This window comes from Enterococcus casseliflavus NBRC 100478, assembly GCF_001544095.1.
GTDB lineage: Bacteria > Bacillota > Bacilli > Lactobacillales > Enterococcaceae > Enterococcus_D > Enterococcus_D casseliflavus.
This window is the reverse complement of the sequence record NZ_BCPT01000006.1, coordinates 114,275-134,798: the sequence shown is the minus strand read 5'-3', so window position 1 is coordinate 134,798 and position 20,524 is coordinate 114,275. Positions and strand designations below refer to the sequence as shown.

Annotated in this window: 17 protein-coding genes; 13 read left to right on the top strand and 4 right to left on the bottom strand. The window is 42.6% G+C overall.

Annotation, left to right across the window (positions count from 1 at the left end):
- The first annotated feature begins 4 nt into the window (after positions 1-4).
- The 6 genes from dnaJ to ECA1_RS07025 all read left to right on the top strand — a co-directional run bounded on the left by dnaJ (position 5) and on the right by ECA1_RS07025 (position 6,087).
- Complete coding sequence (gene dnaJ / locus ECA1_RS07050) at positions 5-1,174, top strand: molecular chaperone DnaJ (RefSeq protein ID WP_005225937.1); 1,170 nt, start codon at positions 5-7, stop codon at positions 1,172-1,174.
- Positions 1,175-1,361: 187 nt separating this feature from the next.
- On the top strand, positions 1,362-2,462 hold the full coding sequence (locus ECA1_RS07045; protein ID WP_034857973.1) for a glycerol dehydrogenase: 1,101 nt from the start codon (positions 1,362-1,364) through the stop codon (positions 2,460-2,462).
- Between the two features lie 409 nt (positions 2,463-2,871).
- On the top strand, positions 2,872-3,837 hold the full coding sequence (locus ECA1_RS07040; RefSeq protein WP_060792077.1) for a PLP-dependent cysteine synthase family protein: 966 nt from the start codon (positions 2,872-2,874) through the stop codon (positions 3,835-3,837).
- Entirely contained in the window at positions 3,827-4,972 is a 1,146-nt protein-coding gene (locus ECA1_RS07035; RefSeq protein WP_060792076.1) for a cystathionine gamma-synthase, read from the top strand. Before ECA1_RS07040 ends, ECA1_RS07035 begins: the two co-directional genes overlap by 11 nt.
- A 2-nt stretch (positions 4,973-4,974) precedes the next feature.
- A complete protein-coding gene (locus tag ECA1_RS07030; protein WP_060792075.1) occupies positions 4,975-5,619 on the top strand; it encodes a class I SAM-dependent methyltransferase in 645 nt (214 codons plus the stop codon).
- A 12-nt stretch (positions 5,620-5,631) separates the two neighbouring features.
- Positions 5,632-6,087 carry an S-ribosylhomocysteine lyase gene (locus ECA1_RS07025; RefSeq protein ID WP_008382180.1) on the top strand — a complete coding sequence of 152 codons (456 nt, stop codon included), beginning with the start codon at positions 5,632-5,634 and terminating at the stop codon, positions 6,085-6,087.
- 94 nt (positions 6,088-6,181) lie between these two features.
- On the opposite strand, the gene ECA1_RS07020 is transcribed toward ECA1_RS07025, so the two are convergent.
- On the bottom strand, positions 6,182-6,937 hold the full coding sequence (locus ECA1_RS07020; protein WP_236596052.1) for a Tat pathway signal sequence domain protein: 756 nt from the start codon (positions 6,935-6,937) through the stop codon (positions 6,182-6,184).
- A gap of 90 nt (positions 6,938-7,027) precedes the next feature.
- Entirely contained in the window at positions 7,028-7,567 is a 540-nt protein-coding gene (locus tag ECA1_RS07015; RefSeq protein ID WP_060792074.1) for a hypothetical protein, read from the bottom strand.
- Between the two features lie 388 nt (positions 7,568-7,955).
- Between ECA1_RS07015 and ECA1_RS07010 the strand changes: the two genes are divergently transcribed.
- On the top strand, positions 7,956-8,195 hold the full coding sequence (locus ECA1_RS07010; RefSeq protein ID WP_060792073.1) for a hypothetical protein: 240 nt from the start codon (positions 7,956-7,958) through the stop codon (positions 8,193-8,195).
- A 48-nt stretch (positions 8,196-8,243) separates the two neighbouring features.
- On the opposite strand, the gene ECA1_RS07005 is transcribed toward ECA1_RS07010, so the two are convergent.
- Together ECA1_RS07005 and ECA1_RS07000 are read right to left on the bottom strand one after the other, a co-directional pair.
- The gene (locus tag ECA1_RS07005) at positions 8,244-8,981 is read right to left on the bottom strand and encodes an amino acid ABC transporter ATP-binding protein (protein WP_005225946.1); all 738 of its coding nucleotides are present in this window, start codon (positions 8,979-8,981) and stop codon (positions 8,244-8,246) included.
- 1 nt (position 8,982) lies between these two features.
- Entirely contained in the window at positions 8,983-11,136 is a 2,154-nt protein-coding gene (locus ECA1_RS07000; protein WP_060792072.1) for an amino acid ABC transporter substrate-binding protein/permease, read from the bottom strand.
- A gap of 270 nt (positions 11,137-11,406) precedes the next feature.
- Between ECA1_RS07000 and uvrB the strand changes: the two genes are divergently transcribed.
- The 6 genes from uvrB (at position 11,407) to ECA1_RS06970 (ending at position 20,506) form a co-directional block, all read left to right on the top strand.
- Positions 11,407-13,398 carry an excinuclease ABC subunit UvrB gene (uvrB, locus tag ECA1_RS06995; protein ID WP_015509603.1) on the top strand — a complete coding sequence of 664 codons (1,992 nt, stop codon included), beginning with the start codon at positions 11,407-11,409 and terminating at the stop codon, positions 13,396-13,398.
- A 13-nt stretch (positions 13,399-13,411) separates the two neighbouring features.
- Positions 13,412-16,228: an excinuclease ABC subunit UvrA gene (gene uvrA / locus ECA1_RS06990; protein ID WP_060792071.1), complete on the top strand. Its 2,817-nt coding sequence runs from the start codon at positions 13,412-13,414 to the stop codon at positions 16,226-16,228.
- Positions 16,229-16,536: 308 nt separating this feature from the next.
- Positions 16,537-17,790 carry a carboxylate--amine ligase gene (locus ECA1_RS06985; RefSeq protein WP_016610145.1) on the top strand — a complete coding sequence of 418 codons (1,254 nt, stop codon included), beginning with the start codon at positions 16,537-16,539 and terminating at the stop codon, positions 17,788-17,790.
- A 3-nt stretch (positions 17,791-17,793) separates the two neighbouring features.
- Complete coding sequence (locus ECA1_RS06980) at positions 17,794-18,504, top strand: amino acid racemase (protein ID WP_060792070.1); 711 nt, start codon at positions 17,794-17,796, stop codon at positions 18,502-18,504.
- Positions 18,505-18,617: 113 nt separating this feature from the next.
- On the top strand, positions 18,618-19,508 hold the full coding sequence (gene rapZ, locus ECA1_RS06975) for an RNase adapter RapZ (protein ID WP_005225952.1): 891 nt from the start codon (positions 18,618-18,620) through the stop codon (positions 19,506-19,508).
- Positions 19,505-20,506, top strand: a complete 1,002-nt coding sequence (locus tag ECA1_RS06970; RefSeq protein ID WP_010748165.1) for a gluconeogenesis factor YvcK family protein — start codon at positions 19,505-19,507, stop codon at positions 20,504-20,506. Before rapZ ends, ECA1_RS06970 begins: the two co-directional genes overlap by 4 nt.
- The last annotated feature ends 18 nt before the right edge of the window (positions 20,507-20,524 follow it).

The window sequence follows — 20,524 nt, the reverse complement described above, 5'->3', positions numbered from 1 at the left end:
GCCAATGGCAGACAAAAGAGATTATTATGAGGTCTTAGGTCTACAAAAAGGGGCTTCGGATGACGAAATCAAAAAAGCTTATCGTAAGCTTTCAAAACAATATCATCCAGACATCAATAAAGAACCTGATGCAGAAGCAAAGTTTAAAGAGATTTCTGAGGCCTATGAAATATTAAGTGATTCCCAAAAAAGAGCTGCTTATGACCAGTATGGTCATGCTGGTACCGATCCGAACTACGGAGGCGGTTATGGCGGTGGATTCGGCGGCTTTAACAGTGGCGGATTCTCCGGTGGCGGTTTTGGTGGATTTGAAGACATTTTCGAATCGTTTTTCGGTGGTGGAGGCGGCAGAGCAGCCAATCCTAATGCACCTCGACAAGGAGCGGACTTGCAATATGCGGTTGATCTTTCCTTTGAAGAAGCGATTTTCGGAGTGGAAAAAACTGTTCAATACAATCGTGAAGAAACCTGTCATACCTGCGGTGGGAACGGGGCAAAACCAGGTACTTCACCAGAAACCTGTCATAAATGTCATGGTGCAGGTACCATCAATGTTGAACGTCAAACACCGCTTGGTCGTGTGATGAGCCGTCAAACCTGTGATGTTTGTCATGGAACTGGGAAAGAAATCAAAGAACCATGTACAACATGTCATGGTACTGGCCATGAAAAGAAAAAACACAGTGTGAAAGTCAACGTACCTGCAGGTGTCGAAGATGGACAACAAATGCGCTTGTCTGGTCAAGGAGAAGCTGGCACCAATGGTGGTCCTTATGGTGATCTGTACGTTGTTTTCCGAGTGGAAGAAAGTGATATTTTTGACCGTGATGGGTCGGAAATTTATTACGAACTGCCGTTAAACTTTGTCCAAGCTGCTTTAGGCGACGAAGTCAATGTACCAACGGTTCATGGGAATGTGAAATTAAAAATTCCAGCTGGTACGCAAACAGGCACAAACTTCCGCTTACGCGGTAAGGGAGCCCCTCGCTTACGGGGAGGCGGCAATGGCGATCAACAGGTCAAAGTGAAGCTGATCACACCTAAAAACTTAAATGAGGAACAAAAAGAGGCATTGCGGGCTTATGCAAAAGCCAGTGGCCATGAAACGAACGAACAACAACCAGAAGGATTTTTTGATAAAATGAAAGATGCTTTTGGTGGGAAAAAGAAATAACCATGAAAAAATCCAACTCATGCCCTTATAAAACCATCCGTTTTATAAGGGCATGAGTGTTTGTATGGCTATAAATGTGCAGTATGGGCAAGAATCGAATCTTCTTGGCCATCTTTTTTTCTTTTCCTTTGAAATCGCTTGCTTAGTGTGTCACAATAAAAGTAGACCAATTAAAGGAGGAGATACAATGGAAAGAATATTTGCGAGTCCGTCACGATACGTTCAAGGAAAAGGGGTCTTGAAGCATGGGTTATCCCATATCAAAGATTTAGGAAAGAAAGTGCTTCTTTTGACCGATGAAACTGTTTGGAAAATTGCCGGTGAAGAACTATTTGAGAATCTGAAAGCAGCCGAGTTAGAACCGGTAAAAGAAATTTTTGGTGGAGAAGCTTCTGCAAATGAAATCGATCGTATCGTCTCTAAAGCTAAAAGTGAATCAATCGAAGTGATTGCCGCATTAGGTGGTGGGAAAGCCATCGATACTGGGAAAGCTGTTGCGGATGAATTGAAAATACCGATTGCTGTTTTGCCAACGATTGCCTCCACTGATGCACCAACTTCGGCACTTTCTGTTATTTATACTGATGAAGGTCGTTTTGAAAAGTATCGTTTTTATAACAAAAATCCTGAACTTGTCTTAGTGGATACCGCTGTGATTGCCAAAGCGCCTGCCAAATTGCTAGCCGCTGGTATTGCGGATGCACTCGCAACCTATGTCGAGGCACGTGCTGTTGCTCGAAGCCATAGTAAAAATATGGTCGGCGGGGTGCAACCAATTGCCAGCATGGCGATCGCTGAAAAATGCGAAGAGATCCTTTTTGAGAATGCCTTAAAAGCCTATCAAGCGAATAAAAAACAAGTCGTTACCGAAGCTTTTGAACAAATCGTGGAAGCAAATACTTTGCTTAGTGGATTAGGCTTTGAAAGTGCAGGTCTGGCAGCAGCTCATGCGATTCATAATGGCTTGACAGCCCTTGAAGGAGACGTTCATGATCTGACCCATGGTGAGAAGGTTGCTTACGGAACACTCACTCAATTGATGCTGGAAAATGCAGATCCTGAAGAGCTCGACCAATATATAGAATTGTATCAAGCATTAGAATTACCGACGACATTATCCGACATGCATCTTGCGGAAGCCAGCGATGCAGACCTATTAAAAATTGGCGAGCAAGCAACCATCGAAGGGGAAACGATCCACAATATGCCATTTCCGGTTTCTGCAGAAGATGTTGCAGCAGCGATCAAAGCCGTGGATGCCTATGTGAGTGCTTACTATCCTCTATGATGTTATTTTATTAAAGATCATCAATGTGTGCTCGGTGATTTCAAAAAACGTTTGACAATAAAAAAGAGTCGTGCTATTTTGATAACAAGCAAATTAAAGGAGGGAACAAGACATGACAAACGTCAACACACAAACTACCTGTTGTTGTTGTATGGTGCAAAAAGCAGCATACCGATTTGTCATGCCTATTATTAGTTCCTTTGTCGCAGAAGATCGCTGAAGTTTCTTTAGTGATTCACTTCTATCCGGATAAGACGACATTTTTTTGGGGTACTGATGTAATAGTCAGTACCCCTTTTTGTTTGCTGTTTTTTACCGCTTTCATTGGCGACGGCTGATGATTGCAAATGAAAATGAGTACATGAAGCATACGAGTTGTGCCAAACAAAGTTGAGCGAGGAGTCGAGCGATGATCGTTAATAATATAAAAGCATTGATTGGGCACACCCCATTCTTTGAATTTGATGCCGCAGCATTTGGCGGCAAAAAGGGAAGTACCATCTATGCGAAACTTGAGTATTTAAATCCTGGTGGAAGTATCAAGGACCGCTTAGGAAAGTATTTGATCGATGAAGCGTTTCGCGAGCATGTGATCGATCATGAGACAACCGTTATCGAACCGACAGCGGGAAATACTGGAATTGGTTTAGCTTTAGCTGGAATCGAGTATGGCTTAAAAATGATTTTTGTCATTCCTGAAAAATTTAGCCTTGAAAAGCAGCAACTGATTGAAGCGTTGGGCGGGACCATCGTTCATACGCCCACTGAAGCAGGCATTCAAGGGGCGATTGAAAAAGCAAAGGAAATAGCAAAACAGCTACCAAATAGTTATATGCCAATGCAATTTCACAATCAAAACAATCCTGCCGCCTACCAAGCAACCTTAGGCCCAGAGATCTTTCAGGAGTTATCTGGAAAAATTGACAGCTTTGTTGCTGGAGCTGGCAGCGGGGGGACCTTCGCGGGTGTCGCAACATACTTAAAGAAGCAAAAATCAAGCACTCGACTTGCTGTCGTTGAACCAGAAGGATCCATTTTAAATGGCGGGCCTGCCCATGGACATGAGATTGAAGGGATCGGTGTTGAGTTCATTCCCCAATTTTTTGACGATTTGCTTTTCGATCAAATTTATACGATCAGTGATGCGGAAGGCTTTGCTTTTACTCGTTACTTGGCAAGATACTATGGTCTACTTGTTGGAAGTTCAAGTGGAGCGGCGATGGCAGCAGCAGTAAAAGAAAGCCTCGAATTACCAACTGGAAGCTCGATCGTTACCGTCTTTCCAGATGGAGGCGATCGCTATCTATCAAAACAGATTTATGCGGGTGAATCAGCAATCACCCCATTCATAGGAGGAGCAAACCATGCATTTTAATACAAAAGTAATCCACGGCGGTATCAGCGAAGACGAAATGACTGGTGCTGTCAGTGTGCCAATTTACCAAACATCAACCTATCGGCAAAATGCTCTTGGTCAGCCAAAGCAATATGAATACAGTCGTTCAGGCAATCCAACTCGATTTGCCTTAGAAGAATTGATTGCGGATCTGGAAGAAGGCGCCCAAGGGTTTGCTTTTGCCTCTGGATTAGCAGCCACCCATGCGGTCTTCTCGCTGTTTCAGACTGGAGATCATGTCATTTTAGGGGATGATGTATATGGCGGGACGTTTCGTTTGCTCCATCAAGTATTAGAAAAAAGCGGATTGTCTTATACACTTGTCAAAACAAATGAGCTAGCTGCCGTTGAAGCAGCCATCCTTCCAGAAACCAAAGCGATCTTTCTGGAAACGCCGACTAATCCATTATTGAAGATCACGGACATCGCAATCGTTGCCCAACTAGCGAAAAAACAGGACATTTTGACGATCGTGGATAATACCTTTGCGACCCCTTACTTTCAAAAGCCGCTACAATTAGGCGCAGATATTGTGATTCACAGTGCTACCAAGTATCTCGGTGGACACAGTGATGTAGTAGCTGGGTTAGCGGTTGCCAAAGAGCCAAAAATCGCCGAAAGAATTGCTATTTTACAAAACGCCATTGGTGGTGTATTAGGGCCTCATGATAGCTGGTTGATTCAACGAAGCATCAAAACACTTGCTTTGCGGATGGAAGCACATCAAAACAACGCGATGAAAATTGCTCACTACTTACAAGCACATCCAGCTGTCGCAAACGTGTATTATCCAGGATTGATTGCCCATGAAGGACATGAGATCGCCAAATCACAGATGTCTGGGTATAGCGGTATGATATCTTTTGAACTAAACGATGAATCGAAAACAGCAGAATTTGTTGAATCATTAAAGATTTTTACTTTAGCAGAAAGCTTAGGTGGCGTGGAAAGCTTGGTAGAAGTGCCAGCCGTGATGACCCATGCCTCGATCCCTAAAGAAATTCGTGAGCAATCTGGGATCAAAGATGGCTTGATTCGGTTGTCTCTCGGCATCGAAGACGGTGAGGATCTGCAGGCAGATTTAGAGCAAGCGTTTGAAAAGGCAGGTAGCTAGTGATGGGGAGAGAGTTTATTCCAATTTTTTCTGACTGGGCAGCTGAGTACGATGAAACAGTTGCAGGTAAGGATGAAGAATATCGAGCGGTTTTTTTCAAATATGAACAGTTACTCGCTGAAATAGCTGAAAAAGCAGGGCAGTCTGTGGTAGAATTTGGTAGTGGAACTGGAAATCTAACACAAGCTCTGCTTGATCAAGGAAAAAACGTGCTGGCAATCGAGCCATCGCCAGAGATGCGGCGAATCGCCAAGTCAAAACCCAGTCTTTCTAAAGTGACTTTTGTAGATGGTGATATGGAGGTTTTTCCTGAGATCACGGATGTGATTGATACGATCGTTTCTACCTATGTTTTTCATCATCTTACGGAGGACGAAAAACAACGGGCAATCGGCAAATATGCTGCGATGCTGCCCAAAGGCGGGAAAGTGCTTTTCGGGGATACGATGTTTCTTTCTCTAGCCCACAAAATGGAACGAATCGATGAAGCACGGCAAGCTGGTCACCAGCGACTAGCCGCTGATCTGCAAAGAGAGTACTATCCAGTTATAGCGGATATCGAACGATACTTTCGTCAGCATGGGTTTACCAGTCGTTTTAAGCAGATCAATGAGTATGTTTGGCTTGTGGAAGCACAAAAAGAGTAGGAGAGAAGTACAATGAAAATGAATGTTGAAAGCTTTAATTTGGATCATACGAAAGTCAAAGCACCTTATGTACGGGTTGCCGATAAAAAGCAAGGAACGAATGATACGATTATCAAATATGATGTCCGTTTGAAGCAGCCGAACCAAGCGCATATGGATATGGCAAGTCTGCACTCGCTAGAACATTTGACGGCAGAATTGATTCGTAATCATGCGGATTATATCGTGGACTGGTCACCAATGGGCTGCCAAACCGGCTTTTATTTGACTGTCTTGAATCACGACGATTATGAAGAGATTTTGACCGTCCTAGAAAAAACCATGAAGGACGTTTTGCAAGCAACTGAAGTACCTGCCAGCAATGAAGTGCAATGCGGTTGGGCGGCGAACCATACCTTAGAGGGTGCGCAAAAATTAGCGCAAGAATTTCTTGATGAACGTGACAATTGGTCGACCGTTTTTGCCTAAATAAAAATAGAAGTAGAAAAAGGTGCCTGCGTTTGGATTCGCAGACGCCTTTTTTGTTAAACCCGCAAAGAGACGGGGGTTCGATAGTTTTTGTTTATGGTTCTACTGCTTGGACAGTAATGCCGACTCCGTTTGGATTATAGGTTTGACTAATGTAAAACTCAAATCCTTCATGAATAAAGAAAAGTCTCCGAATGGCGCTAACGTCTCTGATGTGAGCATCTAAACCATACTGTTCGATCAATGTCTCTTTGATCTCCTCAATATCATCCTCTTTCCCGAATTGTGAGAAATCAATACCGAAAAATTCTGGGACATCAACCAATGTGATTCTAGATAAATGTTCATTTCCCGCGTTATCGGAGTCAAAATCAAAGCTGATTTTGGCTAACTTCTCACGCGAGCCCCTTGGTACTCGTCTCGTTTCTAATGCACTACCATCACCCATCATTGACAACAATTCAATGTTAGAATCAGGTAAACGAGTGGTCACCTGTCTCACTTCATCGACCATGACTCCTTGCTCAGGCGAGAAGACCTTACAGGTTTCTTCGGTAACGATCACATTTTGACGCCGCCGCTTTTGATTGATGGCGGTTCGGCGTTGATTGACCCGGTCACTTCGTTTGATCAGATCAAGCCCTAGATCTTGAATAGCTTCTGGAGTCGTATCGTCTGCTAGTAAGGAAATTAAGTAATCGATAGTTAGAAATTGTTCATAAATAGGTGATGGCTGGTTTTCGATAAAAAAAGTTATTGCACCAATCATCAAAAAAGCAATACCTAAAAGAAAGAAGCAATGCTTTTTGATTTTCATATGTACCTGGTTGAAGGACCTTATCGGTTTCATCTGACGAATCAACTCCTAATAGAATGATTTGAAAAAAATTTACGGTGATATAATTCGGAAGGATCAATAAAACGAATTTCCTCTGACTACTTACTTAACTTCTGTTTCTGAGAATTGATCATGCCAGGTAACGCCAGTAACGGTTCGGTTGGAAAGGGTAACGATGATCGCTTCGCCCTCTTGATTGATCCAGGCATTGGATTCCACGCCTAGAATCGCTAGTCGCCAAGAAGGCAGTCCACCCATGATCTCTAATACTTGATCGCAGGACATTCCTTCTTGCAATTGGTGGAGCAAATCTTTGGTGACGGTTCTATTCCAACGTCGTGGCAATCCAATCTGTAATTGCTCGCAATAGGAGAAGTGAGAGGTGGATTCTTCGGTACTTACTGACTGTTGATCAAGGCTGTCAGAAGAGCTGCTTATGTCAATTGTAGTAGACGTTGATTGCTTTTCAGTAGAGGAAGAGCTGCTAGCTTCCGAATCCATTGACAATGATTCAGAAGTCACCGCTGTTTCTAATGACGAACTGCTTTGTCGCGTTTCATCCAGGAGTTCGTCAATCAGGGTACAGCCTGTGAGTGATAAGGAAAGGAAAATCAGTAAGGGAAAGAAATAGATGGTTTTCATACGATGCATGCCTCCAAAGTAATTTTCTGCATTTTTCTTTTGTTGTTATTTTAAGGTTGGTTTTTTATAAGAAGGGTTCTGACCGATGTTTAAACAAAAGAATCAATGTATTTATACAGCTTATGCAGTTATGGAGGGAGTGTTGTTTAATAAGTGTAACATGCCACTCCTGATCTGACTACTCGATTTCAAATTGCATTTCATAGTTTTAATAAAATTTAGTCTCTATTCCTGATGATTATAAAATTCACGTGATATACTATAGTCAACTACAAGATAAAAAAATACGGCTTCAGTGGCAAAGGGCATTTGACGCAAACAGATCGTTGGGAATGTTTTCGAGCATTTGAATGTGGCATTGTTTTAATAGAAAAGGGAGGAAGAGGGAATGAAGATCTTAAGGGATTGGCAAGCAAAACATCAAGCGAAAAAAGAAGAAAAAAAACAGGCATTACGGTTAAAAAATGCCAAGCTTCGTGCAGCGGGGAAAGAGCCGTTGAAGGGCTGGGGGAAAATGGTTGATACTGGCATCGGCGGGGCGAACAAAGCAAACCCCATCGATACAAAAGTGTTTTTGGGGGAAAATCAAAAGCGGATCGCAGATGAAACGAAACGGAACAAGCAATAAAGAAAACCTCTGCAACAGTTCCTTCGTCGGACTGTTGCAGAGGCTTTTTTAAATATTCAATACTTTGTCTAAGAAGTCTTTGGTACGCTCATGCTTAGGATTGGTAAAGATTTGCTCAGGTGTACCGTCTTCCAAGAAGTTCCCGCCGTCAATAAACATCACACGGTTTGCTACTTCTTTGGCAAAACCCATCTCGTGAGTTACGATCACCATGGTCATTCCTTGTTTTGCCAAATCCTTCATAACATTGAGGACATCGCCAACCATTTCTGGATCGAGTGCGGAGGTTGGTTCATCGAACAACATCACATCGGGATTCATTGCTAAAGCTCTAGCGATCGCCACCCGTTGTTTTTGTCCTCCAGACAGATTGTCAGGGTACATGTCTTTTTTATCTGCCAAACCGACCGTTTCTAATAAACGAATTGCGTTCTTTTCCGCTTCTTGCCGAGAAGCATTTTTTAGATCCATCGGTGCTAAAATGATATTTTCTAAAACCGACAAGTGAGGGAAGAGATTGAAATGCTGAAACACCATGCCGATATGTTGACGAACAGCATTGATATTGGTGTTTTTATCCATCAGATGTGCGCCGTCAACGATAATATCACCGCTGGTTGGTTCTTCTAAGCGGTTCAAACAGCGTAAGAACGTCGATTTCCCGGATCCTGAAGGACCGATCACACAAACGACTTCTCCTTCAGCGATTGAAACATTGATATTGTTCAATACGGTATTGTCGCCGTATTTTTTTACAAGGTTTTCAACTAAGATTTTTTCTTTCATGCTATTTCACCTTCTTTTCTAAAACTTTTGCAAGTTTCGTTAAAGCTGTGATCACGACTAAGTAAATAATCGCGATGATCAAGTAAACATAGGTACTTTGCGTAGTCCGAGCAACGATGATTTTCCCAGTTTGCAATAATTCTACGACTCCGATAACCGAGATGATCGTTGTATCTTTCAACGAGATAACGAATTGGTTAACGAAAGATGGAATCATGATTTTGATCGCTTGCGGTAAAATGATTTTCTGCATTGTCCGAGTGTAGGTCATCCCCAAACTTCGAGAGGCTTCCATCTGACCTTTTGGCACCGCATTGATCCCGCCACGGACGATCTCAGCGATATAGGCACTGGCATTTAAAGTCAATGTAATGACCCCGGCTGCAAAGTCGGGAATCGTGATACCAATGGCATCGGAAAGTCCGAAGAAGATGAAGAAAGCCAATACCATCATAGGAATACCACGAATGATATCAACATAGATCCCTGCAAAAACCCGCAATGCTTTGATTGGAGCAACACTAAATAGTCCAAAAATGATGCCGATCACTAATGCTAAGGCAAAAGAAATCAATGCTAGTAAAAGGGTATTCCATAAACCTTTTAATAAGACGTTATAGTTGTTGCTGATCAAACCAGTGATCGTTGATTCATCCACTCGTTTTTCTGTGGCAGAGCCATCTTCAATGTATTTATTGATGATTTGATCGTACTCGCCAGTCCGTTTCATTTCTTTCAATGCTTCATTGAACATTTGGATCAGTTCAGGATTTTGGCCTTTTTTCACCGCAAAACCGTACTGACCGCCAGATTCTTTTTCAATCGGTGTCACTAGTTTTTGACCTTGGCTGATGGCATAACCGATCACTGGATAATCATCCATCATGGCATCGATTTGTCCGCCGTTAACAGCCGCATATAATTGATCGGCCGCATCATAATATTTGATCGAATAGCCATATTTTTCTTCGTTGGCGATCAAGAAGTCTGCACTTTCTGTTCCCACTTTCGCACCAACGGTTTGTCCATCTAGATCTTCATAGGAATTGATGGGATCATTGCCTTCTTTTACAGCGATCTGAATGCCGCTTTCAAAGTAAGAGTCTGAGAAGTCGTAGGATTGACGACGCTCATCAGTGATCGTCATCCCAGCGATCATCCCATCTGCTTGGTTACCATCCAAGGCTTGCAAAGCTCCTGAAAAACCGATGAAATTGAATTCAATGTTGAACCCTTGCAATTCTGCCGCCCGATTCATTAAATCAACATCGATCCCTACATACTCATTGTCTTCATTTTGGAATTCAAAAGGAGCGAAGGCGGAGTCACTGGCAATTCGGTAAACATCTTTCTTTGGTTCGACTTTCACCATTTCACTGGTGTCTGCATCTGAATCAGACGTTGTGATGTAAGTATTGACGATTTCGTCGTATTTGCCAGAAGCTTTCATGTTGGCTAAACCAGCATTGAATTTTTCAAGTAGTTCTTGATTTTGGCCTTTTCTGACAGCGAATCCGTAAGAAGCACCTTTTTCAGGTTCGCCGACAAGTTTCATCGGTTCGCCGTTGTTGATGGCATAGCCAAGCACTGGATAATCATCAAAAGCGGCTGCCACAGTACCATTGCGTACAGCGCCATACAACCCAGTAGCGTCATCATAAAGTTTGATGTCGTAGCCATATTGGTCTTTATTTTCTTCTAAAAAGCGGGCACTTTCGGTACCAACCTTTGCACCGACCGTTTCGCCCTCAAGATCTTCGTAGCTAGTAATGCTGTCATTGTCAGCAGCTACCGCCATTTGAATCCCACTATCAAAATAAGGATCTGAGAAATCAAACGTTTCTTTACGTTCATCAGTGATGCTCATCCCAGCAATCATGCCATCTAACTGATTTGATTGCACGCCTTGAATGGAGGCGTCAAAACCTAAAGGACGTAAATCAACTGCAAAACCTTGATCTTCAGCGATCGCGTTTAATAAATCTATATCGATCCCAACGTATTCATTATTTTCATTTTGGAATTCGAAAGGAGCAAATGTTAAATCTGTTCCTATCTTATACGTAGTTTCCTCCGCACTTGCTGACTTTACTGATAGCGTAAAAATGCTGATAATCAGCGCGATTAAAGCGAAGGACATGTGTTTTCTTTTCAAGAAAATTCCCCCTTTAGATATAACGTATTTATAGATTATATGGATTTTTTCTTCAACACACAAGTCTTTCTCTTTAAAAATATGACAAAATTGCTTAAACCTCACATCAGATGTTAGAAAATCAAACATGTTAAGTTATGCTTAATCGCATGAAACTTTCATAGCAAATGATGGCGAAAGTATGTTCGCTATGATATACTTATTTATGGAAAAGCGGCAGCGAGTTTTTCTTTTTTTGTTGTCGTTTAGAATAATCGAGGGGGAATGAAGATGATCGAAAGAACAACTTCCCATGAATTTGACTTAGTATCAAAATATCAACCAGCTGGGGATCAACCAGAAGCGATCCATCAATTGGTTGACGGGGTGGTCGGTGGAAAAAAAGCACAGATTTTGTTGGGAGCCACTGGGACCGGTAAGACTTATACGATTTCTAATCTAATCAAGGAAGTCAATAAACCGACATTGATCATTGCCCATAATAAAACACTGGCTGGACAATTATATGGCGAGTTCAAGGACTTTTTCCCAAATAATGCGGTCGAGTACTTTGTCAGTTACTATGATTACTATCAACCAGAAGCGTATGTTCCTTCCAGTGATACATACATCGAAAAAGACTCCAGTGTCAACGATGAAATCGATAAGTTGCGTCACTCGGCCACAAGTTCTTTATTAGAGAGAAACGATGTGATCGTTGTAGCTTCTGTCTCTTGTATTTTCGGTTTAGGTTCGCCGATCGAGTATGCCAGACAGGTTGTTTCTTTACGAGTAGGGATGGAAAAGTCTCGCGATCAACTATTAAAAGAATTGATCGAGATCCAATTTGAACGAAACGACATCGATTTTCAACGGGGACGTTTTCGCGTACGTGGCGATGTTGTGGAGATTTTCCCAGCTTCTCGTGATGAGCGAGCGTTACGCATTGAGTTTTTTGGCGATGAAATCGATCGGATTCGTGAAGTCGATGCCTTGACGGGCGAGATCATGAGTGACACCGAACATGTGTCGATCTTTCCGGCAACTCACTTTGTGACCAATGAAGACCATATGGAACATGCGATCGCTTCGATACAAAGTGAACTCGATGAACGACTGAAAGTTTTGCGAGCAGAAAATAAGCTGCTGGAAGCACAGCGTTTAGAGCAGCGAACCAACTATGATATTGAAATGATGCGAGAAATGGGGTATACCTCAGGAATCGAAAACTACTCTCGCCACATGGATGGACGAAAAGAAGGCGAACCGCCTTATACGTTATTAGATTTCTTTCCTGATGACTTTCTGATCGTTATTGATGAATCCCACGTGACCATGCCGCAAGTTCGTGGGATGTATAATGGTGACCGTGCTAGAAAACAAATGTTAGTGGATTATGGCTTCCGTTTGCCTTCTGCACTGGATAACCGTCCGTTACGCTTGGAAGAATTTGAGAAGCATGTCAATCAAATCGTCTATGTTTCAGCAACACCTGGACCATATGAATACGATCAAACCGATACCGTCATTCAACAAATCATTCGTCCGACTGGTCTGTTAGATCCGGTGATCGAAGTACGACCGATCATGGGTCAAATTGACGACCTAGTAGGAGAAATCAATGAGCGAGTTGAGCGAAATGAACGGGTCTTTGTCACGACCTTGACGAAAAAAATGTCTGAAGATTTGACGGATTACTTTAAAGAATTAGGGATCAAAGTCAAATACTTGCACAGTGACATCAAAACATTGGAACGAACAGAGATCATTCGCGACCTGCGGCTCGGTGAATTTGATGTACTGGTCGGAATCAACTTACTGCGAGAAGGGTTAGACGTCCCAGAAGTTTCCCTGGTTGCGATCCTTGATGCCGATAAGGAAGGCTTCTTGCGCAGCGAGCGTTCATTAGTCCAAACCATCGGACGAGCAGCTCGTAACTCAGAAGGAAAAGTAATTATGTACGCCGATAAAATGACCGATTCGATGCAGCGAGCGATCGACGAAACAGCGCGACGCCGAAGTATTCAAGAAGCCTATAACGAAGAACATGGAATCGTACCGAAAACCATCATCAAAGAGATTCGCGATCTGATCGCGATCACGAAAGTGGCGGAAGAAACTGGCGAATACACCGCGACTTCTTATGAAGAATTGAGTCGTGAAGAAAAAGCAACCTTGTTGTTGAAATTAGAAAAAGAAATGAAAGATGCTGCGAAAGCACTGGATTTTGAAACGGCTGCTACCTTGAGAGATACTATTCTTGAGCTAAAAGCTGCTGATTAGAAGGAGAAACAATATGGCAAATGATAAAATCGTGATCCATGGGGCACGGGCCCATAATTTAAAAAATATCGATGTGACGATTCCCAGAGACCAGCTCGTTGTTGTAACTGGTCTTTCGGGTTCAGGGAAAAGCTCCTTAGCATTTGATACGTTGTATGCCGAAGGACAGCGCCGGTATGTCGAAAGTCTATCGGCGTATGCCCGTCAGTTTTTAGGGCAAATGGATAAACCCGACGTAGATAGCATTGATGGACTTAGTCCAGCGATTTCTATCGATCAAAAAACCACCAGCAAGAACCCGCGATCAACAGTGGGGACGGTTACTGAAATCAATGATTATCTGCGGCTTCTTTACGCCAGAATCGGTCACCCAATCTGTCCCAATGATCATATTGAGATTACTAGTCAGTCGGTTGAGCAGATGGTGGATGAAGTTTTGGCATTACCAGAACGCACCAAGATCCAATTGTTGGCACCTATCGTTTATCAAAAGAAAGGGCAGCACAAAAAAGTCTTCGAACGTATCCAAAGAGAAGGTTATGTTCGGATGCGGGTGGATGGCGAAGTCTATGATGTCTCCGAAGCGCCTGAATTAGAAAAAAATAAAAAGCATGATATTGCCATCATCATTGACCGAATCGTTGTAAAGGAAGGCATCCGTTCTCGTCTGTTTGATTCCTTTGAAGCGGCATTACGTTTAGCTGATGGCTATGCGGTAGTCGATGTGATTGGTCAAGAAGAGATGCTTTTCAGTGAACATTATTCTTGCCCGTATTGTGGCTTTACAGTTGGTGAATTAGAGCCACGGCTCTTTTCATTCAATGCGCCTTTTGGTGCTTGTCCAGACTGTGATGGTCTTGGTGTGAAGCTAGAAGTCGATGTCGACCTAGTGATTCCCGATCAAAGCAAAACGTTGCGTGAAGGCGCACTATTACCTTGGAACCCAATCAGTTCACAGTACTATCCGCAAATGCTGGAACAAGCCTGTCAAGAGTTCAATATCGATATGGACACACCCTTTGAAGAGCTGCCAGAAGAACACAAAGACATTATTTTGAATGGTTCGAATGGCGAAATTTTCCATTTCCATTATGAGAATGATTTCGGTGGCGTGCGTGATGTTGAGGTAGCTTTTGAAGGAATCTTACCAAATATTAAGCGCCGTTATCATGAAACCAACTCTGATTTCACCCGTGATCAAATGCGTTTGTATATGACGGAATTGACTTGTAAAACTTGTCATGGCTATCGTTTGAACCCTCAAGCGCTGTGCGTGCAAGTCAACGGAAAACACATTGGTGAAATGAGCGAGATGGCAATCAACAATGCGTTGAACTTTGTCGAAGAATTGAAACTATCGGAACAAGAGCAAATGATCGCACGTCCGATCGTGAAAGAAGTCGATGATCGTTTAAGTTTCTTGAAAAATGTCGGATTGGACTATTTGACCTTGAGTCGTGCATCAGGCACACTCTCTGGTGGGGAAGCGCAACGGATTCGTTTGGCAACACAAATCGGCTCCAATTTGTCTGGGGTGCTCTACATTCTTGACGAGCCATCGATCGGTCTTCACCAACGGGATAACGATCGCTTACTAGATTCATTGCGGAAAATGCGTGATCTTGGGAATACCCTGATCGTCGTTGAGCATGACGAAGACACGATGCGGGCAGCGGACTACTTGATCGATGTCGGTCCAGGTGCAGGACACGCAGGTGGCGAGATCGTCGCTGCAGGCACTCCTGATGAAGTCGCAGCCAATGCGTCTTCCTTAACAGGTCAATACTTATCAGGAAAACGACAAATCCCGACACCAACGCAACGCCGCAAAGGCAATGGTGAAAAGATTCGTGTGACCGGTGCTTCTGAGAATAACTTGAAAAACATTTCGGTCGATTTTCCATTAGGAAAGTTCGTCGCCGTTACTGGGGTCTCTGGCTCTGGTAAATCGACATTAGTCAACGAAATTTTGAAAAAAGCCTTGGCGCAAAAAATCAATCGGAATTCGAACAAGCCTGGTCGCTTTAAAACCATTACTGGTTATGAAGCGATTGAGAAATTAATCGATATCGATCAAAGCCCTATCGGTCGGACGCCTCGAAGCAATCCAGCAACGTATACCAGTGTCTTTGATGACATCCGCGATTTATTTGCTAAAACCAATGAGGCGAAAGTCCGTGGTTACAAAAAAGGCCGCTTTAGTTTTAATGTAAAAGGTGGACGCTGTGAAGCATGTAAAGGGGACGGAATCATCAAGATCGAGATGCACTTCTTACCTGATGTCTACGTACCTTGTGAGGTTTGTCATGGCAAACGTTATAACTCAGAAACGTTAGAAGTTCATTACAAAGGAAAAAATATTTCGGAAATCTTAGATATGACCGTGGAAGATGCAGTGGAATTTTTCCAACATATTCCTAAAATCCATCGAAAATTGCAAACGATCGTCGATGTCGGTCTAGGTTATGTCACGATGGGACAACCAGCGACTACTTTGTCTGGTGGGGAAGCGCAACGGATGAAGCTTGCCAGTGAACTGCACAAAAATTCCAATGGCAAGAGTTTTTATATCTTAGATGAACCAACGACTGGTCTGCACACGGATGATATTGCCCGTTTGTTGAAAGTTTTGGAACGATTTGTCGACGCTGGCAATACCGTTTTAGTGATCGAACACAACTTGGATGTCATCAAATCAGCGGACCATGTGATTGATCTAGGTCCAGAAGGTGGCGAAGGCGGTGGAACGATCATTGCAACTGGTACACCAGAAGAAATTGCTGCGGTTTCTGAAAGCTACACCGGTCATTATTTGAAAAAAGTCCTTTAAGCAAGGAAAAGAGCACTCACTTTTTTACTTGTCTGTCAATAGGTTTCGCTAAAGTTTAAGGAAGCGTGAAATATCTGCAAATTTCATGATAAGGGCTTGAAATCAAAATTTTATTTGATAGAATAGCAATAGGTATACGTATATTCGCATTGAATAAACTGCCTATAAGTTCTATCCGTTCAAAGTGGGAGAAAGCAATCAAAGATAGATACTTTGATTGCTTTTTTCTTTGTGGTATTATAATTCTATTGTAATTAAACGAAACGAGAGAGGTCGTTTTTCGTATTCAAAAGAGAGAGTGATTTTTGATGAGTCAGGAAAATTTTCTTCCCATATTATTAGGAAGCGATATGAATGTTTATGGTATGGCCAGAGCATTCCACGAAGCATATGGCATTCAATCAGTTGCTTATGCTGGTGCGGAACTTGCGCCAACCCGCTTTAGTAAAATCGTTACAATCAATCAAGTGGAAGGTTTTGACCATGATCCGGGATTCACTGAGACGTTGATCAAGTTAGGAAAAAATACTTACAACGATCCTGCCATGAAATATTTATTGATTCCCTGCGGCGATGGCTATGCAGAACTGTTAGCGAAGCATAAAGAAGAATTGAAGCCTTATTATACCTTTATTGCCAATGACTATTCCCTATTAAAACGGTTGATCAATAAAGTCAGTTTTTACGAAGTTTGCGAGGAATATGGCTTGCCTTATCCTAAGACCTTCATTTTAACACCTGAACTGTTGACGGAAGGAACGTTCAAAGGAGAGCTGCCTTTTGATTTTCCTGTGGCTTTGAAACCAGCAAATAGTGTCGCGTGGCTGTCAGTTGATTTTGAAGGGCGCAAGAAAGCCTTCATTATTGACAATCGAACAGAATTTGAAGAAATCGTTTCTCGCATTTATCAAGCGGGTTATCAATATGAAATGATCGTCCAAGATTTTATTCCTGGCGATGACAGCAACATGCGGGTCTTAAATGCCTATGTTGATGAGAATCACGAAGTTCGCGTGATGGGTTTAGGTCATCCTTTATTAGAGGATCCAACGCCTGGAGCTGTTGGGAATTATGTCGTGATCATTCCAGATGAAAATGATCAAATCTATCAAATGATCCGTAAGTTTTTAAAAGAGATCGAATATGTTGGATTTGCCAATTTTGACTTGAAATATGATGCGCGAGACGGTCAATATAAATTATTTGAAATCAACTTGCGTCAAGGAAGAAGCAGTTTCTTTATTACCTTAAGCGGATTGAATCTGGCGAAGTTCATCACAGAGGATTTAGTCTTCGAAAAACCTTACACAGAAACGGTTTATGGCAAAGCTGACGCGCCTGAAGCGAAATTATGGCTAGGGGTACCAAAAAACATTTTCTTGACTTATGCAAAAGAAAATCCTGCGAAAGAACGCGCAAAAAAATTATTAGCAGAGAATCGCTGGGGAACGACTGTCTTTTACAAAGAAGACTTATCTCTAAAGCGTTGGATTCTATTAAAGAGAATGTTCCATCTGTACAACAAACGATTCAAAACGTATTTCCATACGAAAGAAGGCTAGAAGATGGAGAATTTTTTTAGTATTTTAGGCGGCATGGGAACGTTAGCGACGGAAAGTTTTGTCCGCATTTTAAACCGACGGACACAGACCCATAAAGACCAAGATTACTTGAACTATGTTTTATTCAATCATGCGACAGTCCCAGATCGGACGGCATATATTTTAGACAACACGTTAGAAAACCCTGTTCCATATTTAATGGACGACATCGAAAAACAAAATTTGTTAAACCCAAATTTTATTGTGTTGACTTGTAACACTGCCCATTATTTTTTTGATGAGCTGCAAGCTGCCACTGAGATCGAGATTTTGCATATGCCTCGTGAGGCTGCGAAAGTCGTTTTTGAAAAAGGCGTCACTGGAAAAGTGGCCTTTCTTGGGACAGAAGGCAGTGTCAAAGCTGGCATCTATGAAAAAGAATTGCGGAAGTTCGGACTTGACGTCTATCTTCCAGAGCCGACGATCCAAAAAAAGGTCAATACATTGATCTATGATCGAATCAAAGAAAATGATCATTTGGATCAAGAACTTTACTTTGAGATACTGGAAGAAGTCACCGAACGTATCGGCTGTGAAAGCGTAGTGCTTGGATGTACCGAGTTGTCCTTGATGGATGAATTTGTGACTGATAATCCGTATCCAGTCGTCGATGCCCAATCGATTTTAGTTGATCGGACGATCGAAAAAGCATTGGCAAATCGCCAAGCAATCTAAAGCTGATAGCGACGTTAGCAGCATTTTTTGAGCTAACGTCTTTTTTTATGCCGGTGTTCCAATGATACGCCCGGCATGATATAATAGAGTTGTTTCAGAAAGGAGTTTTACCTATGACTGAAGTGGATCATTTAGAATTGGTCATTATTACTGGGATGAGCGGAGCCGGCAAAACGGTCGCGATCCAGAGTTTTGAAGATATGGGGTACTTTTGTATCGATAATATGCCCCCAAGCTTGATCCCTAAATTTTGGGAACTGATCAAAGAATCAGGAAAAGTGACAAAAATTGCCTTAGTTGTCGATCTGCGTTCAAGATCGTTTTTTGAAGAAATCCAAAGTATGCTGATCGATATTGAAAACACGAATTTTATCGACACACGGATGCTCTTTTTAGATGCATCGGACAATGAATTGGTGTCAAGATACAAAGAAACGAGAAGAGCACATCCATTAGCGATGGATGGCTTAGTTACGGAAGGCATTCGCAAAGAGCGAGCGATCTTAAACGATTTGAAGACGCGTGCCAGTATTGTTATCGACACAACGACGCTGACCCCACGGCAATTGAGAGAAAAAATCAATCAAGAATTTCGTGCTTCTCATGAGACAGGGTTTCGTATTGAAATACTTTCGTTTGGCTTCAAGTATGGCTTGCCGATCGATGCTGATATTGTGATGGATGTTCGTTTCTTACCGAATCCCCATTACATTCCAGAGTTGCGTCCTTTAACGGGTAAAGATGAACCCGTGTATGAGTACGTCATGTCTTTTCCAGAAACGGAAGAATTCTATCAGCAATTTAGTACACTGTTGCAAACGATCATGCCAGGCTATGTCAAGGAAGGCAAAAGCAGCTTGACGGTGGCTATCGGCTGTACTGGGGGCCAACACCGTTCAGTTGCATTATCTGAGCGCATCGGTGCGGTTTTGGCAGAAGACTATCGCGTCAATATTACTCATCGCGACAAAGATAAGCGTAAAGAGACGGTGAATCGTTCATGAAAATGAAAACGTACCGAATCAGAAAGCCGAAGATCGTTGTGGTAGGTGGCGGAACTGGGTTACCAGTCATCCTGAAGAGCTTGCGGAATCAGGGTGTCGACATCACAGCGATCGTTACGGTCGCTGATGATGGCGGTAGCAGCGGCGAAATTCGCAATTTGGTTTCCTCTATCTCGCCACCAGGGGATCTGCGCAATGTTTTGGCGGCTCTATCTGATATGCCGCAACTGTATAATGATATTTTTCAATACCGTTTTAAAGCCGAAGACAAATTTTTAGCCAATCATGCCCTGGGGAACTTGATTATTGCGGCGATTGCTGAAATGCGCAGCAGTACCTATGAAGCCATTCAAATTTTGTCAAAAATCATGCATATCGATGGACGAGTTTATCCTTCGTCAGATCTGCCATTGGTGTTGCACGCTGTTTTTAAAGACGGCACCGAAGCGGTAGGAGAGTCCAAGATCGCGGTTGATCGCAAAACGATCGATCGGGTCTTTGTTCGTAATCAAGAAAATAATGATGAGCCGAAAGCAGCTCGTAAAGTTGTTTCTTCAATTATGGAGGCAGATATGATCGTCTTGGGTCCTGGTAGTCTCTTTACTAGTATTTTGCCCAATCTCATGATTAGCGAGATCGGCCAAGCAATGTTGGAAACACAAGCTGAAACGGTTTATATTTGTAATATCATGACCCAAAAAGGTGAAACTGAACACTTTAGTGATGCCGACCATGTGCGGGTCCTGCATAAGCATTTAGGCAAACCCTTTATTGATACGGTGTTAGTCAACACCGAGAAAGTTCCAGAAGGGTATATGGACCCAGAGATTTATGATGAATATCTTGTACAAGTGAAACACGATTTCCAAGGACTGCGAGAAGAAGCCAGCCGTGTCATTTCAGCTGACTTTCTGGAGCTTAGAGATGGCGGAGTTTTTCATGACGGAGATAAAGTGATTGAAGAACTTCTACGTATCGTTTACGGGGCCAAAATCTAAGAAAGGAGGGATTTTTTT

Excerpts from the sequence above, each read along its gene's own strand:
- ECA1_RS07005 (WP_005225946.1), bottom strand. The coding sequence starts at position 8,981 with ATGAAAGAAAAAATCTTAGTTGAAAACCTTGTAAAAAAATACGGCGAC.
- ECA1_RS07010 (WP_060792073.1), top strand. The coding sequence starts at position 7,956 with ATGAAGATCTTAAGGGATTGGCAAGCAAAACATCAAGCGAAAAAAGAA.
- ECA1_RS07035 (WP_060792076.1), top strand. The coding sequence starts at position 3,827 with ATGCATTTTAATACAAAAGTAATCCACGGCGGTATCAGCGAAGACGAA.
- dnaJ (WP_005225937.1), top strand. The coding sequence starts at position 5 with ATGGCAGACAAAAGAGATTATTATGAGGTCTTAGGTCTACAAAAAGGG.
- ECA1_RS07015 (WP_060792074.1), bottom strand. The coding sequence starts at position 7,567 with ATGAAAACCATCTATTTCTTTCCCTTACTGATTTTCCTTTCCTTATCA.
- uvrB (WP_015509603.1), top strand. The coding sequence starts at position 11,407 with ATGATCGAAAGAACAACTTCCCATGAATTTGACTTAGTATCAAAATAT.
- ECA1_RS07045 (WP_034857973.1), top strand. The coding sequence starts at position 1,362 with ATGGAAAGAATATTTGCGAGTCCGTCACGATACGTTCAAGGAAAAGGG.
- ECA1_RS06985 (WP_016610145.1), top strand. The coding sequence starts at position 16,537 with ATGAGTCAGGAAAATTTTCTTCCCATATTATTAGGAAGCGATATGAAT.
- uvrA (WP_060792071.1), top strand. The coding sequence starts at position 13,412 with ATGGCAAATGATAAAATCGTGATCCATGGGGCACGGGCCCATAATTTA.
- ECA1_RS07030 (WP_060792075.1), top strand. The coding sequence starts at position 4,975 with ATGGGGAGAGAGTTTATTCCAATTTTTTCTGACTGGGCAGCTGAGTAC.
- ECA1_RS06970 (WP_010748165.1), top strand. The coding sequence starts at position 19,505 with ATGAAAATGAAAACGTACCGAATCAGAAAGCCGAAGATCGTTGTGGTA.
- ECA1_RS07020 (WP_236596052.1), bottom strand. The coding sequence starts at position 6,937 with ATGAAACCGATAAGGTCCTTCAACCAGGTACATATGAAAATCAAAAAG.
- rapZ (WP_005225952.1), top strand. The coding sequence starts at position 18,618 with ATGACTGAAGTGGATCATTTAGAATTGGTCATTATTACTGGGATGAGC.
- ECA1_RS06980 (WP_060792070.1), top strand. The coding sequence starts at position 17,794 with ATGGAGAATTTTTTTAGTATTTTAGGCGGCATGGGAACGTTAGCGACG.
- ECA1_RS07025 (WP_008382180.1), top strand. The coding sequence starts at position 5,632 with ATGAAAATGAATGTTGAAAGCTTTAATTTGGATCATACGAAAGTCAAA.
- ECA1_RS07040 (WP_060792077.1), top strand. The coding sequence starts at position 2,872 with ATGATCGTTAATAATATAAAAGCATTGATTGGGCACACCCCATTCTTT.